Origin of the sequence: Frateuria sp. Soil773 (genome assembly GCF_001428405.1) — a bacterium.
Lineage (GTDB): Bacteria > Pseudomonadota > Gammaproteobacteria > Xanthomonadales > Rhodanobacteraceae > LMSL01.
Genome location: NZ_LMSL01000040.1, coordinates 155,896 through 175,840, shown reverse-complemented (window position 1 = coordinate 175,840; position 19,945 = coordinate 155,896). Strand labels below are relative to the sequence as shown.

The window sequence follows — 19,945 nt, the reverse complement described above, 5'->3', positions numbered from 1 at the left end:
GGTCGGCATCGAGCGGCGACACGATACGGATCTGGCCGACGCCCTGGCCGGTCGGGTTGCTGAAGGCGAAGGTGTACGGCAGCGGCGTCGCGGCCGGCACGTACACGCTGCCGTCGGCCGCCGCGGCCTGGCCCTGCGGGCCCTGCACGCTGATCGCCGCGTCGCTGGCGCCGGCCTGCTGCGCGACGAGCTGCAGGTACTGGGTGAGGTTGAGGCTCTTGCCCGGCAACGGGTTGAACTTGTCGTCGAGCAGGCCCTGCGCGCGCAGGTATTCCAGTTCGGCCTGGCTGCCGACGAAGATCTGGAAGTTCTCGAACTGCAGCGTGCGTCCGGCATGCCGGTCGTAGTCGGCCGGGTCGGCCAGCGCGGGCACCGGCACCTCGATCTCGTCGCCCTCGTCGTCCTGGCGGGTCTCGTAGTGGTCGATCGGGCCCTTGGCCGCGTTGGGATCGCCGGCGTAGCTGGCGGTGTCGCCGTACCACTGCTGCACCTTGGCGAAGAAGCTGAGGATGTCGGCCTGGGTGCGGTAGCTGTCGCCGCCCTTGGACATCAGGATGCCGGCGGCGAGCGTGGCGTTGAGGCTCACCACCTGCGGGTTGGTGGTGATCGGCGGCGCCTGGTCGGCCGGCAGCAGCATGCCGGAGGCTTCCAGCGCGGCCAGCCAGCCGTTGACCCACTGCGAGGCGTCCGCGGCGAGCGCGGCGAGGCTGCTCGGCGCGCTTGCGTCGGCCAGCACGGCGCCGCGCAGGCGCAGCGCGTAGGCGGTCTGCTCGGCGATGAATTCGCCGCGGGTGAGCGCGGTGGCGGCGGCCACCACGTTCATCTGGAACGACTCGGACAGCGCCTCGAGCTTGGTGATGATGTCCTCCGGCTCGGTGGAGCGGAAGCGCGCGGCCAGGCCCTGCTGGATGTTGTCCAGGCCGCTGACGCCGCCGTCGAGGATGCCCTGCGCCTTCCAGTCCGGATGCACGGCGTACAGCGCGTCGCGCAGGCCGTCGAAGTCGCGGTTGATCCAGGCGGTGAGGCCCGGATAGGTCTGCAGGCGGAAGCTCATGCCCACGAAGCCGTGCGCGGCCACGTCGAAGGCGTAGCCCGGCGCCAGGTTGAAGCCGCCGGTGTTGAGCGTGCCGTCCAGCGAGGCCCACGGGATGTCGCTGCGCGGCAGCGTGGAGCCGGTCTGGCCGTAGGCCTGGTCGTTGGCCGGCGAGCCGCCGATGCTGCCGAACGGCGAGCCGCCCACGTTGGAGCCGAAGATCGCGTAGGGCAGGTTGAGGCCGTCGATCAGGTAATGGTTGTAGCCCATCTCGACCGCGCCGATGTCGAAGCGCACGTACGGCGTGTCGACGTTGGTCAGGCTCTGCAGCGACACGGTGTAGGTCGCCGCGTCGCCCGGCTCGAGGTTGCGCGGGCCGCCGATGCCGATGGTGACGTCGTCCTCGATGCCGCGCTGGACCAGGTAGCGGTTCGCTTCGGTGACGCTCTGGCCGTTGGGGTTGATGACGGTGACGTCGTACAGGCCCAGCGGGAAGCTGCGCGTGTCGAAGATGGCGCGGATGTGCGTGGCGTCCAGCACCTGCCAGCGGTCCGGCTCGGCCTCGTACACGCCGGGGCGGGTGAGCTTGACCAGGGCGCCGGCCTGGAAGGCCGAGCCGTAGATGTCCAGCGTGACCCAGCGGTGGTCGTCGTCGCTGACGCCGCCGTTGTCCGGGGTGACCTTGGTGATCGACAACGGCAGCAGGTCGGCGCGCAGGGTGGCCGGCACGGCGTTGCCGCTGCGCGCGCGCACCAGGATGTAGTAGTCGCCGGCCAGGCTGCTGGGGATCAGCGCCTGCTGGTCGGCGGACGAGGCATTGGTGTACGCCGCGTCGTAGGCGAAGGTGGTGGGGATGTCGCCGTAGCGGATGTACAGCTCGTTGTCGCCGCTGGCGGCGGTGGAATCGAGCAGCACGCGCAGGGTCTGGCCCGCCGCGACGCTCACCTTGTAAAGCTGCACGTCGCCGCCGGAGAGCGTGGTCTGCAGCGGGCTGGCGATCGCCAGCGGCGGCACCCGGGTCTGGATGGTGGCGGCCGAGGCGGTGAGGTTGTTGGCTTCGCCCGGCGCCATCACCAGGCCGTCCGGGCCGTAGCTGATGCCGCCTTCGTAGACCTCGTTGTACAGGTCGGGGCGCACCACGATGCGCCAGTTGCCGTCCTTCAGCGGCGGCAACTGCGCGGTGAGCTTGCCGCTGTAGCTGGCGCCGCCGGCAAGATCGCCGTTGTGCACGACCTTGCCCAGCAGGATGTCGTCCAGGCCCCAGACGTTGTCCATCGACAGGTAGATCGCGTCCGTCCACTGCCCGTAGGCCGGGTTGGTGGAGTCGTTGACGATGGTGTAGTCCACCGTCACCTGGTCGCCCACCTGGGCCTGCGGCGGCACGGTGACGCCGGTGACCTTCAGGTCGGCCGGCGGCGGCGTCTTGACCAGCATCGGCTGCGGCGCGGCGGTGGCGTTGTTCTGGTCGTTGCCGAACTCCATCACCTTGCCGTACGGGCCGGCGCCGAAGGCGCGCGCCGGATCGGTGACGACGAACACGTAGTACGGGCCGTCCAGGTCGCGCGGCGCGGTGACGGTGAAGCGGCCGTCGTAGCCGCCGCCGGCGGCCAGGCCGCCGGTATGGGCGAGGTAGCCCAGGTAGCGGTCCTGGTTGACGTCCAGGAAGCGGTCGCGCGAGAGGTAGATCAGGTCGTTCCACTGGCCCTGGTCGCTGGGCGTGTCGCCGCCCGCGTTGGCCACGTGGTAGTCGACGGTGAAGCCCTGGCCCGCCACCACCGTGGCCGGCGCGTCGACCAGGCTGACCTGCAGGTCGGGCGGCGTGGCCAGGGTGATCGGCAGCGCGATCGACGAGACGTTGTTGCCTTCGTCCTGGAACTCCAGCACCGCGCCGGGGCCGTCGCCGATGACCACGTCCAGGCCGTCGCGGATCGAGCTGGGTTCGCTGTAGTACCAGTCCTTCACCGTGGAGGTGTCGGCCTTGACGATGATGTTGTAGTTGCCGCTGATCGATTGCGGCAGGTGGAACGTGGCCGACATCGTGTACGACTCGCCCGGCTGCAGGAAGCGCGGCTTGCCCTGGTCGTCGAGCAGGGACACGGCCTTGACGCGGCCGGGGTTGTCGTAGAGCGAGCCTTCCACCAGCGGGTAGTCGGTGACGTCCAGCGAGCTGTCGTTGGACAGGTACACGCCGTCGTTCCACTGGCTGACGCGGGTGGCGCGGTTGCCGCGGTTGGTCACGACCCAGGTGACGGTGATCTGGTCGCCGGACTTGGGCGCGGGGTTGGAGACCTGGATGCTGTCGATCTGCAGGTCGGCCTCGCGGTAGGTGATGTCCAGCGGGCTGCCGCCCACGTTGTTCGTATTCTGCGTGCCTTCGTAGACCGATGTCCGGTAGAAGCCGAGCGGCCAGGCGTTGTCGCCGCCGCTGTTGATTTCATCGGCGGCCCGCGCGGGATTCTGGTTGTCGCGCGTGGCGTCGGTGATCACGTAGATGTAGTAGCGGCCGTTCGTGCCTGCCGGCAATTGCACATTGGCCGTGGTCGAATAGCTGCCGCCGGCGGGCAGGCCGTTGACGTTCTGGTGCTCGAAGCGGCCCAGCAACTTGGCGCGGCTGGGGATGAAGGTGGGGTCGGTGCTGATGAACACCGAGTCCAGCCAGCTGGCCGTCCCCGGCCATACCGCGCCGCCCTGGTTGGTGACGGTCCAGGTGATCGGGGTCGGTTCGCCGGAATAGTTCTGCGGCTGCACCTGCACCGAAGTGACCTGCAGGTCGGCCGGATGCGGAACGACGGCGGCCGCGAGCGGCGTGGCATTGTTGCCATCGTTGAGCTCGCGCACCTGGCCGAGCGCGTCGGTCTTGACGATGATGTAGCTGCCGGTGATGTCCGGCGCCAGTTGCACGCTCTGGCTGACGGTGTACTTCTCGCCGTTGTTGAGCGTGCGGTTCTGCGTGTAGCTGCCGATGGTCCAGATGTGCGTGGCCTTGCTCAGGTCCGCGTTGTCGGCCACGTAGACGGTGTCGGTCCAGCCGCCGGTGTACAGGTCGCCCTGGTTCTGCACGATGTAGCTGAAGTCGACGACGGTGCCGGCGTCGATGCTCGGCGGCGCGACCACCTGGGTCACCACCAGGTCGGGCGGGGTGATGCCCAGCACGCTGATGGCCCGGCCCTTGTAGTCGTTGTTGTTGACCTGGTTGGGGTCGTCCGGGTTGATGTTGGACGCCAGCGTGTCTTCCAGGATGGTGCCGTAGGTGTTGCTCCAGACGGTGACGTAGTACTGGCCGCTGAGCGTGCCGTCCGGAATGGTGACCTGCATGTCGCCCAGGTAGTCCTCGCCCACGGCGAGGTTGCCGGTATGCACCACCGAGCCCAGCAGCACGTCGCCCTTGTTGGCGCCCGGGCGGCGCGGATCCTTGGCCAGCCATACCGTGTCGGTCCAGCTGTCGACGTCCGCGGTGAGGCCGCGGGTGGTGGCGCTGCCGAGGTTGCTGACCTTGTAGCGCACGTCGATGGTGCCGCCGTGCACGGCCTGGTCGGGTGCGGTGACGTTGCTGGTGACCAGGTCGGCGAACGGCACCGGATCGACGTAGAAATGCACCGCCTTGGCGTTGTTGCCGTCGTTCGGATACTCGTCGACCGCGTTGCCGGCGTCGGCCACCACGATCAGGTAGGCATCGCCGCGGAACTGGATCGGGATGTCGATCGTGCCGGTGGTATTGGAGTAGCTCTCGGTCGGCGCGAGCGCGCTGCCGTTGTCGAACGTGCCCACGAGCTGGTCGTCGCCGCTGAGCGTGCCGTCGAGCGAGAGATAGACCTTGTCGCGCCAGTGGCCGCTGGCGGGTACCGTGCCCATGTTGGTGACGGTGTACTGGATGCCGACGCTGGTGCCGGCCGCGACGTGGGCCGGAAGGGTGACCGCGCCCACCTGCAGGTCGGGACGCGGCTGCAGGCTGACCGGCGTGGGGTTGCTGGCGATAAGGACGTTGTTGCTGCCGGCGGCGCCGTATTCGTACACCTGGGCGCCGCTGCCGCCGAAGTTGGCGTTGGTGATCACCTCCAGGCGGTACAGCCCTTCGATCTTCGCGGGCAGGCGCAACTGTTCCGTTCGCGTATAGCTGATGCCGGCGCCGAGCGGCCGGTCGTAGGTGAAGGTGCCTAGCACGATGGGCGAGCCGGTTCCGCTCGTGGGTACCAGCTTGACGGTATCGACCCATGGGCCCACCGCGTCGGCCTGGCCCTGGTTGCTCACCGTCCAGGCGACGTCGACCAGGGCGCCTTCGAGCAGGCCGCCGTCCGCCGCGGCGCTGTCCGGCGACGCCGGCGAGATGCTGGCCGACTGCACGACCAGGTCGGGCGAGGGCGCCAGCACGACCGGGATCGACACGCTGTGGCCGGTGTCGTTGTTGCCGTAGACGAACTCGAACGGCCCGCCCGTGCGCACGTTGAGGTAGTAGTTGCCCTGGATGCCGTTGGGCAGGGTGACGTTGATGCTGCGCGTATAGCTGTCGCCCACCGCCAACTGGCCGATGTGGTTGGCGCTGCCGAACTGCGCCACCACGCCGGTGCCGTCGGGGTTGCTGCTCAGCCACACCTGGTCGGACCACTCGGCGCTGTCGGTGATGCCGATGCCCTGGTTGGTCACCGTCCAGCTCACCTGCAGCGGCCGGCCGCTGACGGCGTCGCCCTGCGCGGAGACGGACTGCACCTGAAGATCCGCGTAGGGCTTGGGCATCACGTCGACCGTGTGGTCGACCTCGGCCGTATTGTTGGCGCGGGCGCCGTTCTCGAACACCGCGGCCGCCGCATCGGTCACCACGAACAGCTTGTAGCGCCCGGTCGTGCCCGGAGGCAGCATGATGCTCAGCCGCCCGGTGTAGGACGCGCCGACGGCAAGCGAGCCGTCGTGCAGCACGGTGCCGATCACGCGATCGTCGCCGTCGCCGAGCACGTCGTTGCCGGACAGGATGACCTTGTCGGTCCACTGGCTCGTGGCGCCGGCGCCGGTACCCTGGTTGGTCACCGTCCAGCTCACGTCCAGCGTGGCGGGGTCGGCGATCAGCGTGGCCGGCGCCTGCACGGCGCTCACGGCCAGGTCGGCGTAGGGCGCCATCTCCACCGCCAGCGCCTGCCTGGCGGTGTTGTCGGTGCGCGAATGGTCATCGAGCACCTGGGTGGCATCGGTGACCACGACGATCTCGTATTCGCCGTTGTACGCCAGCGGCAAGGCGAGATCCGCGCCGGCGGTGTAGCTGGCGCCGCCGGCCAGCGGGTCCGCATGGGCGACTTCGGCGAGCTTGGTCAGCACGCCGTCGCGCGAGATGAACACCTGGTCGACCCAGCCGCCCGAGGCCAGGCCGCCATGGTTGGTCACCGTCCAGTCGACATGGATGGTCGTGCCGGACTGTGCCAGCCCCGGGCCGCTGACCGCACCGACGGCCAGATCCGGGCGCGCCACGGCCACGGCCCCGCCGCGGGCCAGGTTGTCGGCTTCGCCGTCGCGCTCGTACACCGTATCGTCGACGTCGGTGCGCACCACCCAGGTGTAGCTTCCCTCGGCGAGTCCGGCGGGCAGGGTGAAGCTCATCGTGCGCGCCGCGCTGGCGCCGGCAGCCAGGCCATCGGTGTAGAAGCGGCTCGCGACCTCCACCAGCGTGCCGTTGCCGGCCTCCAGGTAGATGCGGTCGCGCCAGGCCCCCACGGCATCGGCATTGCCGGTGTTGTGCGCCGTGTAGGCGAGCGTCACCGTATCGCCCGGGCGCACGGCGGCCGGGCCGTCGACGGCATCGACCGTGAGGTTCGCCACGGGCGCCAGCGCGACCGTCAGCGGCGCGGAGGCGAGGTTGTTCGCGGTGAGCCCCTTCTCGTAGACGCCGTCGTTGAGGTTCGTGTAGACCAGCACGAAATAGTCGCCGGTCAGGTCGCGCGGCAGGGTCAGGGTGGCGGTGGCGGTATAGCTGTCGCCTACGGCCAGCACGCCGGCATGGACGACCGAGCCGGCCAGCACGATGTCGTCGGCCGACAGCTTGCCGTCGCGCGAGAGCACCACGCGGTCGTTCCAGAGCGACAGGTCCGTCGGCGCGTTGCCTGTGTTGCGGACCTGCCAGGTGACGAGGATGTTCTCGCCGCTCTGCGCGGCGGCCGGCGCACTGACGGAAACGACGCCGAGGTCCGCATACGCGGCGGCGACGTCGACGGGCACGGCGGCACTGACGGTGTCGGACCGGGTATCGGGCTGCAGGACTTCGCCGTCGGCATCGCTGCGCACGGCGATGTAGTAGCGCCCGTCGGCCAGCCGCGGCAGGTTCACCGTCGCGGTCTGCGCGTAGCTTTCGCCGACGGCGAGCGCCCCCTGGTGGCGGACGTGGCCGATCACCACGTCGTCGCCGTTGCCGATGACGCTGTCGGTGCTGAGGATGATCTCGTCGGTCCAGGCGTCCGCCGACGTCGCCGCCTGTCCGCGGTTGCTCACGTTCCATCCCACGGTGATCGCGCTTGCCCCGATCGCCGCGGCCGGCGCGCTGACCTGGCTGGCCGTGAGGTCGGCATAGGGCACGGCCGCCGACACCGTGAGGGTATCGGCGGCATTGTTCGTTTCGGCGTCGTGGGTGAGATTGGTCTCGTAGATCACGCCCAGGCCGGCGGTGTTCTGGTCGGCGGTGACCGTGATGACGAGGTTGCCCGTGCCCTTGAGCCCGTCGGGCAGGCGGAAGGTGAAGCTGCGCTGGCGCAGGGTGCCGGGTTCGATCGACCCGTTGAGCTGGCCGCCGCTGCTGGCCATGGGGTCGTACAGCAGGCTGGTGTCGAGCAGGACCAGTCCCGAGTCAGCGCGCGTCACCCGGATGCGGTCGCTGAACGCCGCGGCGGCGGCGCTGCTGCCGTCGTTGCAGTCGTTCCAGGTGATGGTGACCAGTCCGCCGGCCTTGACGTCGGTGCTGGAAACCTGCAGGTTCCTCACCAGCAGGTCCGGACCGACCGGCTGGCGGATTTCGGCCACGTTGTTCGTCTCGGCCGTGCCATCGGCATTGCCCTCGGGAATCTCGCCCAGGCTGTCGGCGACGACGCGGATCGAGAAATTGCCGGCGGCATCCACTCCCGCCGGCCATACGAAGCTGCCGCTGCGCTGGCGGCTGGCGCCGGGATCGAGCGGACCGGCATCCAGCGTATCGCGCAGCGTGAAGCTGGCGACCAGCTTGCCGGTCGACAGGTTGCGCACCTCCAGCGTCTCGCTCCAGGGGGCCGATACCGGCAATGTCCCCAGATTCGCCGTCGTCCAGCCGACCTGGACGGTCTGGCCGGGCTCGAATGCGCCGGAAGGCTGCAGCGTCAGGTCCTGAACGGCCAGGTCGGGGTAGGGCGCGAGCGCGACGTCGACCTCGGTCGTAAGTGCGTTGTTGCCCTCGGCGGTGCCGCTGGCATTGCTTTCCTTCAGCACGTTGTCGGCATCGGCGAGCACCGTGATGCTGAGATGGCCGGCGCCGACGGTGCCGTCGGGCAGGTGCAGGGTGACGTGGCGCGTGATCGACTGGCCGGCATCCAGCGTCCCGTACGCCGCAGCGTCGTAGGGCACGCTCAGGTCGGCGATGATCGCCCCGGTCTCGGTGTTGCGCACGACGATGCGGTCGGTCCAGTTGCCGCCGGTGGACAGCATGCCGCGGTTCTCCAGCACCCACTGCACGTCTACGTCCTGGCCGGTGTGCAGGTCGGTGGCGGGATTCAGCACGATGCTGTTGACGGCGAGGTCGGGACCCGGGTTGGCCACCAGCGTGTCCAGGATCACCGTGGGGTACTCGGGGACCCTGACCAGGCGGAATTTGACGTCGGGTGCCGTACCGGTGGTATTCGCTCCTTCCACGATCAGGGTATAGGTGCCGCCTTGCGCCAGCGTCCCGAGATCGACGTCGTAGCCGCTGGAGTAGTAGGCCATGCTGGTCGGACCGAAGACCGCATGGCCCTGCGGATCCAGCAGGGTCCAGCGCGGGGAGTTGCCGTAGCCGACGCCGCTGTTGGAAAGGACGTCGAGGAAGTACTTCGCTCCCGCCGTCGCGTCGAAGCGGTAGATCTTCACGCCGGTCTGCAGTGCGGGGCTGGTGTCGACCGCCACGTTTTCGGGCAGTGGCTCGGCGCTGGCGGAGGCGCCGACGTCGAGGATGCGGAAGCTGTAGGACGCGTTGCTGTAGTAGCTGTTCCTGACGGTGAGAATGTAGTCGCCGGCGGCGATCTTGCCGAAATAGGCGCCCGTGCCCTGGGAGAAGACCGTTCCGGTAGCACCGGTCAGCTGCCAGGTGAGCGACGTGCCGGAGCTCTCGAAGGCCAGCACCGCGTCCGCGTCGAAATGCACCTTGTATTGCGTGGTCACGTACTGCGGCAGCGTTCCGGTGATGAGGCTGCCGAGCGGGATGGCGGGCATGGCTCCGCCGGCGGTGAACTGGTAGTCCGCCGGGGCGCTTACATAGCCTTCGCCGTCGATGACCAGCAGGTAGCTGCCTGCCGCCAGGGCATAGGGCGGGCTGTTCGCGTTGGCGTATCCGGACGCCAGTTCGACGCCATAGGGCGACAGGAGCTTCCAGCGCAGGTTTCCGTTGTTGCCCGCGACTCCCACGAAGCTGAAGTCGCCCGCCTGCGGCATGTCCAGGCGATAGGCGACGACGCCCGCGGCCGGATCGTAGCTGCCGGTGACCGCGTCGCCTGTCGCAATCGTTGCCGCGGCGCTTATGTCGCCGAGCAGGATGTGGATGTCCCTGCCGGCATCGTCTTGCCCGGAATCGCCGCGCAAGAGCAGGGTATAGCTGCCGCCGGCAGGCAGCAGGATCGGACGGTCGAAGCCCCGGCTGGATTGGCCGTCATAGACGAGCACGCCGTGGCTGTCGTAAATCTGCGCGGAGACCGACGGCCAACTGTCCATCGACGAGAGCCAGAGCGTCGAAGCCGCGGATGAAACGAACCGGTAGGCGAGTTCGCCGTTGCTGTCGAGGATGCCGTCGGCCTGCTGCCCGATCGTCAATACCGGGACGGACCGGTTCAGGCTTATCGAGAAGCTGAAGTCGACGGCACTGCCCGTATCGGCCACGGCCTCTCCGCCGCCGGAGGAGTCGGTATCGCGCACGAGGTAGTACTTGCCGGTGCGCGGCAGGTGGCTTACCTGGCTGCCGCTGGCCGCCTGCCCGACGAGATGGCCGAATTCGTCGTAGACCGTCCAGACGATGTCGCTCTCGTCGGACTGTACGACGAGGTTGTCTCCGGCTGCCGCCTGGAAGCTGTAGGCGCTCGCAACCCCGATGAAAGCGCTTCCGGTCACTGCCGTCCCGGCGGCGATGGTGGGTGCCAGGCCCAGATCGAGCAGTCGCACGTAACCGTTGCTGCTGTTCGAGTTGCCCGTGAAGGCGAGCTGGTAGTCGCCTTCCGTCAATTCGACGACATAGCCGGATTCGGAATCGCTCTCCTCCCTGGCAAGCGACGGGGTGTAGGTCTGGCTGCTCCAGACGACCTGGCCATCCCTCAGGATGGCCCAGTACTGCCCGTAGCCGGGGGACGACGGAAAATCCACCAGCACGTGGGTTGCAGTGGCGACCGTGAAGGAGGCCGTCTCGCCAGAAGCCAGTTCGACCGGCTCACCAAGCTGGATCGACTGCTGCGGCGTGCCGGTTCCCGGCGTGATCCCCCCCGTGAGCGAGAACTGCAGCCGCCCGTCGGCCGCGCTTCCCGCATCCGCCTGGCACAGCAGCAGGTAATGCCCCGTGTCCCTGATCTGCAATGCCGTCGCCGCCGAAAGGTCGGCCGCCTGAACGACATTGCCGTCGGGATCGAGCAGCACCCAATGCCCTTGCAGTGCGCCCAGGTCGCCCGGGGTGTACTGCAGGGCGGTACCGGCGAGCGCATTGAATCCGAAGACCTGGGTCGTGCCGGGGGGAAGCGACAGGGCTTCCGGCTGGTTCGGCACCACTTCCGGCACCTGCAGCCCGTCGATGAGCCTGAGGGTCAGCGCGCCGGCGCCATACTGCCCGACGTTGAAGATGTAGGTGCCGGCTGCCAGGGCCAGCATCTGCGAGCCCGGGTTGGCCAGCGTGGTATCGCTTCCCCAGCTGGAGCCGTCGAGCGTGTCCAGCTCCCAGTAGAAATCCGTATCGCTGTCGGCCCCGGTCAGTTGCGGAGCGAGGATCAACTGCGTGGGCGCATCCAGGGTGATGCGATAGACGGACGTGCGCCCGGACCCTGGCGCGATCTGCAGGACGTCGCCAAGTGATGCGGGATCCAGCGCCGCCAGGCTGCTGGAGAGCTTGAAGCCGCAGGTAACGCTCCCCGTGGCATCCTTGTTCCAGACGTCCCAGCGCATGTAGTAGACGCCGTCGGCAGGCAGCGCCGGCAGCACGGAAGCGAAATCCCCTTCACCGTTCGCAAGGTGGTTTCCGTGTGCGTCCAGCAGGGTCCATTCCGCATCGTACGGAGTGCCCGCATCCGGCACGTAGTAGAGCCGCTGCCCTTGCTGGCCCTCGAAGCTGGTCAGCACGACCTGGTCCGGGTCGGCCAGCGTCACGCTGGCCGCCGTATCGGCGGTGAGCGTGGGGATGTCCTTTGCGCTCAGCGCGTACAGGACATAGGGGGTCGAACCCGAGCTGTACCCGCTCGAATTCGAGTTGCCGTTCAACTCGATCCGGTAGTCGCCCTTGGCCAGGTTGAGGAAGGTGCCCTCCTGGCCGTACCCGAAGGTGATATCCCTGTCGATGCCTGCGCCCGAGATGTGCAGGGACGAGATGCCGTCCGTGGAATAGAAGTAGACGGGCTGGTCGCTATCCAGCGACAGCGTGCGTACGTCGAGGAAGCCGCCCGCCAGTTCGCCGTCCTGCGGCTGGTTCAACGCCATCGCCGAGGGCTGGTCGACAAAGACGGCCGTATCGCCGTACGAGCGCTGGACCACCACGTACCACACGGCGTCGGCATCGGGGCTCACCTGCAGCCGCGCGCCGCTTCCAAAGCCGCCTTCGCTGCTGCCTCCGTCGGAGCGGGAGCCGTAGAAGCCCAGGTCCGGACGATAGAGCGCATAGGAAACGCCGTTGCCGCTGACCAGTTCATAGTCCTTGCCTGCGGAAAGCGGCAACGCGTAGATGCCGACCGTGCCCGGCACATTGCTGCCCGCGGCGAGCACGGTGGCCTTGGCCTGCGTCGTCACGTCGAAATCGGCGGAAACGGCTCCGGTTCCCTCGTTCACGACGATCAGTTGGTAATCTCCGGCGCCAAGCGAAACGCTCGCCGGAGAATTGCCGAACCGCCCGCCGGCGAGTTGGCCGTCGGCCCCGACCAGCTTCCAGGCCGCGGTGCCGCTGCTGGTGCCGTCGATGAACAGCAGCGACGTGGCGTCGAGATGGAAGGTATGGACGTAGCTTCCGTTCGCGTCGATGCTGTCGTGCGTGGCCGAATCCAGCGCGAGAGCGGAGACGACCGGCGCGGGCAGGTCCGCATGCGATTGCAGCGTCGAGACGAAGCGGATGGACTGTCCTTCGCCGCTTCCCCTGGCGATCAGCAGGTAGTTGCCCGTCTGCGTGAGCTGACAGGTGAAGCTGCCGCCGTCGGCATAGGCGCTGCCGATCTGCTGCCCGTCCGGGGCCATGACGGTCCAGTAGACGCTGTTGCCGCCGAGCAGGACGCTGTTGATGGCGATCGTGTCGCCGGCGGTGCCGCCGATCTTCAGGATCTGCAGGTCGCTCCCGGATGCCAGGGCGATCGTCTGGTTCGCATTGGCCGGCAGCGTGCCGCTTGCATCGGCGTCCAGCAATTGGAACGCCGTCTGCGTCGCCGACGATCCCGTGAAGCGGATCGTATAGGTACCCGCCAGCAGCCATGAGGGACTGCCGCCGGGGTTGGAAAGCGAGCCGCTGACCAGGCTCTGGCCGTTGGCGTCGACGATTTCGTAGTCGACGTTGGCGTTGGTCGCGGCGGGCGCAACGAGCAGCAGGCGGCGGGCGGCATCCAGGCTGAAGGTGAAATCCTGCCTGTAGGCCTGTTCCGCAGCGAGCGAGAGCGTCTGGCTGGTACCTACCGCGAGAGGCGTTGCCTCGATCGCCAGCTCGGTCGCCGACACCTGATAGTCCAGTGCCAGGTCGCCCGGCGCCTTGCGATAGACCAGCAGCGTGTAGTCGCCCTTGGCGGGCAGGGTGGCGGAGGCGCCCGTGGCGTCAGTGCCGGCATCGCCGTATTCGCTGAAGACCGACCAGCCGATCGTCGCGGGATCGGCGGCGAGGACGCCGAGATCCAGCGGCGTCAGGCCGTCGGCATGGAAGCGGTAGAGCGCCACGTCCTGGCCCGCGGCCAGGGTTGCGGCCAGCGCGGTCGCCGGCAGCGGGCTCGCCGTGGCGTAGTCGATCAGGTCGTAGCGGTAATCGGCCGGCGTCGATCCCTGGGCGATGAACCGGATGTCGTAGGTACCCGCAGGCAGGTCGATCCAGCGGGGCGTCGATGCGTAGCCGCTCGAATCCGTGCCGCCGACGTGCGTGAACACGTTGCCGTTCTGCATGATGTCGACGCTGACGCCAGTGGCGCTTCCCGCATCGTGGAGCAGGAAGCGCCCCCCTTCGGGAACGACCAGGCGGTAGCTCGCCTTCGAGGCGGCCTCGGACAAGGTGCCGCTCAGCAACTGGCCCGGCTGGCAGGATGGCGGCGTAAACGGCGTTGCGCTCACGCTATAGGCGAAGTCCGCCTGGGCATCGCCGTTGATCCAGAGCGTATAGGTGCCGCCCGGCAATATATCGGTGTCGTAGGTGCCGGCGGAAAGCGAGCTTGCATAAACGCCGCCCCACTGGTTGAGTAGGCTCCAACCGAAGTCGTCTGCATTGCCGCTGCCAAGGATCAGATGCAGGCCGGTACCCGGCTGGACGTTCACGCTGTAGGCGGTCGCCGCGTAGTGGCCTCCGGGCAGCGTGCCGCTGGCGCCGGAGTCCGGCAGCGCCTGGGCGTGGCTAAGGTCGAACAACTGGAATGCGTAGTCTGCCGAGCCGTAGTTGTCGTCGTTCTCCAGGTAGAGTTCGTACCGGCCGGCGGCAAACGAATCATCGGAATCGCCGGACAGGTAATCCCAGGCCAACGTATTGCTGCCGGATTCGCCCGAGCCCAGGGAAGGCACTTCCACGCCGACGCCAGCCGGAACCAGGACCCAGCGTACGTTCCCATTGGTGCCGGCATCGTGCAGGCGGATGCGGCCGCCGATGGGAAGGTCCACGAGGTAGACCGCGCGCTTTCCGGATTCGAGGTGCCCGGTGGTGATGTTGCCCAGCGTCAGTTCGGGTTCCCGCTCGGTCAGCGACGCCGTGAACGGAACGGCATCGGCGCTGGCGGACGCGTCCCTGCCGATCAGCAGGGTATAGACGCCGTTGTCGAGCAGGTCGGTATCCACGGGGGCGGTGGTATCGCCGTTGGCGACCTGGTTGCCATCCGCGTCGATCAAGCTCCAGGCGAGGCCGGCCCCGCCGTCGAGGGCGATATGCAGCAAGCGGGGCTGGACGAGGTCGTAGCGATAGGCCGCATAGCACTGGCCGGCCGCCAGGGTCGCCTGGACGCTCCCGCTGTCGGCCAGCGGCGCACGTGCCGCATCGATCGTCTGCAGCGCGTAGGCCGCGTCGTCGGCCGTGGCCTCGATGGTGAGGAGGTAGTCCCCGGCCGGCAGGTTGTGGTCGTAGAACTGCGCGGTGTCCTGGTCCTGCCAAGGGGCATCGCCCTCCGGCCCGGCCAGTTTCCAGTGGATGCCGTGGGAACCGATGTCGCGCAGCAGCGTCTCCACTGCCGGCCCCTGGTTGAAATCCACCTTCATCCGGTAGCTGATGCTGTCGCCGGCATGGGCCAGCGTGCCGCGCAGGATCGCGCCCCAGTCGGCGTGCGGCAGCGTTTCCTCGCTGACCGCGTCCTGGCTCACGGTGACCGTGTAGCTGGAAGAGTCGCCGCCGTCGATGACGATGATGCGCTCGGTACCGGCGCCGACCGCCTCGGCGATGGATTGCCCGTCGAACGGTCCTTGCCGGTCGACCAGCAGGTTGCCGTTGGCGTCATAGACGCTGACGGCGGCGTCGCCGCCGGCGACCGAGAGCTGCAGCGCCGCCAGGTCCAGCGTGCTGGACACGCGGTAGGCGAGGGCGTGGCCCGCAGTCATGGCGGCATCGAGCGGCTGCCCGGGTGTCAGCTCGGGCAGTTGGGCCACGTCGAGCAGGCGGAAGGCGTAGGAACCGACAGCCGCGTCTTCGCCTGCCTCGATGTCCAGCGAATAGACGCCGGGCCCCAGCACCAGCGGCGTGGCGTCATCCAGGGAGCCGTAGCTGGAGCCGTCGCTGCCTTGCAGGGTCCACTGCTGGCCCAGGCCCGCCAGGCCGTCGATCAATACGCGGGTAGGCACCGCCAGCGCGAACGTCCAATGGTCGGGCACGCCCGCGGCGGCCGTCGAGCCTTGCATGTCGCTGCCCAGCACCAGTGCGGCGCTTGCGGGCGTGACGAGGGAAGCGGTGAACCCGAGCGAGGCGCCTGCATCGTTTCCGATGTCTCCCGCGATCACCAGTACGTAGCGCCCGTCGCCGGGGAGCTCGATGTTGAACCGGCCGCCCTGCGCAACCGCATCCGGGCCGAATACGCGATTGCCGTCCGCATCCAGTATCCAGGCCCGCACCGAGCCCGTGCCGACGCTGGCGATGGGCCAGTGCAGGTAGTCGCCCGCATGGGCGTCGAACGCATAGGCAACCGTGGAGTTGCCGATGGCGAGTGTCTGCGCGGTGCCCTGGGGCAGCGCCGGCACGGCCGAGAGGTCGATCAGGTTGAAACCGAATGTCCCCGTGGCATGGCCTCGCGGCGTCACCAGCAAGCGGTAATGGCCGATAGCCTGCAGCGGGATCGCTGCATTGGATTCGGACGCATTCATCGCCGTGCCGGCCACCAGCGTGCCGGTGGGGCCGATGAGCTGCCACTCGATGCCGTCGTCCGCGCCCAGGCTGTCGAACAAGGCCATGGTCGGCGCGGCGAGGCTGAAGTCGTATTCGTAGCATTGGCCCGGCTGGGCGACCGTTCCCGCGACCTGCGTTCCCAGCGCCAGCGTCTGGTACGTGGTGACGATCGGCAGCAGGGCGAAAGTGAGCGGAAGATCCTCCGACACACCCGAATAGGTGTTCCACTGCAACGTATACCGCCCGCTGCCCAGGTGGAACGTCGGCTGGTCGGCATAGCCGCCGTAGCCGTTCTGCAGCGTACGCCCCTGGGCGTCGACCACGCTCCACCAGGTATTGTTGACCGGCGCAGGCATATCGATCCGATAGTCGCCGCCGTCGCTTCCGACATCGATGGCATACGCGGCCACGCGGCCACCGGCGGGCAGGGTGGTCGCCACATCCTGGCCCAGCGGCAACGCCGGCAGGGAGCCGATGTCCGAAAGGCTGAAGGCGAAGGCCCCGGTCGAAAGGTCGGTCCGCCCGATGGTGAGCACGTACGTGCCCGGGGGCAGGGCGAGGATGGTGCCCGTACTGCTGTCGTCGAAGCTGCGCTGCGATACTTCGCTCCCGCGCGGTCCGACCAGGCTCCAGCTCGCCTGGACGCCGTGCTGCGGGTTCATCAGGAGCGAGGCGGCCGCATCCAGGGTGAAGGCGTACTGGATGCTCTGGCCCGCTTGCGTGATCTGGCCGTTGACCAGTTGGCCCATGGTCAGCGCGGCATCGCTGACGATGCGGCGGCCCAGCGCGAAGTCGAGAGTGATCGGCGAAGCCGACGATGCGTTGCTTGCGCCGGGGCAGACCGACAGCACGTACTCGCCCGACAGCGACAGCGCGATGTCGGTGACGTCGTACAGGGAACCGCTGCTGGCGACGATGCTCCCATCGGGGGCGGCCAGAATCCACGATCCGTCGTAGCGATGCTGCGCATCGCCCCTGAAATAGACGTGCTCGCCGGCCTGCGCGGTGAACCGGTACAACTGGGTCTGATCCGCCGGCTGGGCCGTCCCGGCGGGCACGCCCAGGGGAAGCTCGACCGCCGCATCGCGGTCGAGCAGGCGGAGCCGGAAATCGGCGGGCGTGTCCTGCGTGTTGCGCAGGACCAGGGTGTAATGGCCGGCGGCCAGGCGGTTGGCGTTCTGGTCGTTCGACAGGCTCTTCCAGTTGGTGGCGTTGCCGTGGGTGTCGCGCAGCAGCCACTGCACGTTGCCCGGCAAGCCGGCCCCGGCTGCGGCGCTCAACGCATCGAGGAAAACCGTCGTCGGACCGGCCAGGTCGAAACTGTACTGGGCAAGGCTCTGGCGGCCGGCCAAGGTGCCGCCGACGGCGTCGTTCAAGGCTATCGGGGCCTGCTGCACGTCCTGCACGGACAGCGTGAACGTATCGGTGGAATTGTAGTTGGCGCTGTAGCTGCCGATGTCCAGGAACGTGTAGGTGCCCGTGGCGGACAGGGTGAATACCGAGCCCGGCGTGTCTTCGGCATGCGAGCCGACGACGTGGCCGTACGGGTCGAGCAGTTGCAGCGTGTTGTAGTAGTTGTAGCTGGTGTTGAACACCAGCTTGGTGCCCGCCGTACCTTCGAAACGGTAGCCGACGGTGGCGCTGAAGGGCGACCTCGTGGCCGTGGTGGACTGCCCCAGCTGAAGCTCCGTCAGGGCGGAGCGCTCCAGCAACTGGAAGGTGTAGGCGCCCGCGCCGGAATAGCTGCCGCTGCTCGCGGCGCCCTGGATGGTCAGCGCATAGTCGCCGGCGGGAAGGGCGAGCGTCCTGTCGCCGCTGGAGAGCGTGGACTGGCTGAATTCCACGCCGCGCGGCCCGACCAGGCTCCATATCGCATTGCTGTTGCTGTGCTGCGGGTCGAACACGACCAGCGTATCGGCGCCGAGCGTGAAGCGGTACGTCTTCGTCGCGTCCCACGTGGGCAGCGTCCCCGCGGCCGGATTGCCGAAGGTAAGCGTATCGCCGGCGGGCAGCGGCGACGGCGCGACGTTGCCGAGCTTGTCGAGTTCGATCTGGTAGGCGACCGGTGCGGTGTTCTCCTCGGCGCCCTCCAGCAGCAAGGTGTAGCTGCCGGTGGCCGCCAGGGTCACCTGTCCCGCGTCGCCGGAAAGGTTGGCCGGGCTCGTGACATCGCGGCCATAGGCGTCGACCAGGCGCCACCGGATGCTGCCGCCGGTGACGCTGGGCGCATGCAGTTGCACCTGGTCGCCCGCGCTTGCCGAGAAGCGGTAGGCGCGGCTGCCGTTGCCTGGCGCGAGCGAGTCCGCGACCGGCGCGCCCAGCGCCAGCGCAGGCGCCGATGCGAGGTCGAGCAGGGCGAAAGCGAACGAACCGCTGGCCGTGTTGCTGCCGCTGACCGTCAACGTATAGTCGCCGGAGGGCAGGGCATTGACGCCCAGCCCGGTGCTCTGGTCGAAGCGCCGGCTGTCGACCTCGGTGCCGCGCGGCCCGCTCAGCGTCCAGAACAGGTCGGAACGGCGGGTCAGCGCATCGAAGACCAGTTGGGTGGCGGCGGACAGGTGGAAGCTGTAGACCGCGCGCTGGCCCGCCTGCAACTGGCCATCGACCTGCGTGCCCGGCACCACCGGCGCAACGAGGTCCGGCACCAGGTTGAGCGAGAAGCTGCAGCCGACTTCGGCGCCGGCGGCATTGCCGTTGTAGCCATCCAGCACCAGCCAGTAGTCGCCGCTCACCGCCGCGACCTGGGTTGCCGTGGCATTGCCAAGTTGCCCGCTGGCGACGCTGATGCCATAGGGGTCGAGCAGGCGCCAGCCCACGGTTCCATGGGTCGGAGCCAGGGCATCCAGATGCACCCGGTCGCCCTGCTGCAGGGCGACCTTGTAGATCGCCGAGCCGCTGCTGCGATCGAGCGTGGCATCGATCGTGGCGCCTTTTTCCAGCAGGTTCGCCGATGCCTCGCTCAGCAGGCGGAACGCGTAGCTTCCGCTGGCGCCCGACACGGCGGCTACGGTCAGCGTGTAGTCGCCGGCGGCCAGTTGCAGGCAGTTGCCGCTCTCGCTGCTGCCTGGCCGGCTGTTGGTGACCAACTTGCCGAGCGGCCCGGACAGCGACCACTGGTAGTTGCCCCCGGCCAGGCTGTCGAACAGCACGGCCCGGTCGCTGTCCAGCGTGAAGTGGTAGTTCATCAGTTGGCCGGGCAGGGTGCCGCCCGATTCGACCGTCTGGTCGAGCGCCATCGGCGCATCGACGTCGTCGACCCGGTTGAGCGTGAAGGCGTAGTCGACCTGGGCGGTATTGCCCTGGGCGCCCTCCACCACGAGAAGGTACTGGCCGCTGGTCTTGGCCGTGAAGGAATCCAGGTTGCTGCCCAGGTTGTTGAGGTTGCCCTCCTGGCGCCCGTACGGGTCGATCAGCCGCCAATCAACCGACGCCCCGGCACTGGAGGTGATGCCTCCGGCCTGGAAAGAGAATTTCTCGCCGGCCGTAGCGTTGAAACGATAGACGCCCGTTTCGTTGCCTTGCAGCAGGCTTCCATGGGTGGAGCTGCCCAGGCCCAGGTCGGCGGCGACATCGGCATCGATGAGGCGCAGCGCATAGGCGCCGACCGCATCGCCGCTGCCGTCGACCGTCAGCGTGTAGGTGCCCGGCCCCAGGTCGTATACCGGCGACTGGCTGGAATTGTCCGTTGCGTAGAAGCTGCGGCTGTCGATCTGCCCCTCGGGGCCGCTCAGCGTCCAGCCGAGGTCGGTGCGATTGGTCAGGCTGTCGAACACCACGCGCTTGGTGTCCTGGACGGTGAACTGGTAATGGTTCTGCTGCCCGGGCAGGTCCAGCGTGCCGTTGATGGCGACGGCGGCGGGGTTGACGTCCCCCGACAACAGGACGCGCGGTTCCAGCGCCTCGAACCGGATGGCCGGCGTATCCGCCTGGGGAAATTCCCCCGGCGCCGCGGCGACCTGTTCAGAAGCATCCGTGGCGGAAGCGGCACCGTTCGACTGTTCCAT

The 19,945-nt window shown here is 68.3% G+C and carries 1 protein-coding gene (cut by a window edge); it reads right to left on the bottom strand.

Annotated elements, in window-relative coordinates; all coding sequences use genetic code 11:
* A protein-coding gene (locus ASG87_RS15005) for an Ig-like domain-containing protein (protein WP_056006885.1) crosses the window boundary here: on the bottom strand, positions 1–19,945 show its 5' portion. It extends 17,864 nt beyond the left edge of the window; 19,945 of the gene's 37,809 nt are visible here — the first part of the coding sequence; its start codon is at positions 19,943–19,945; its stop codon lies off the left edge, out of view.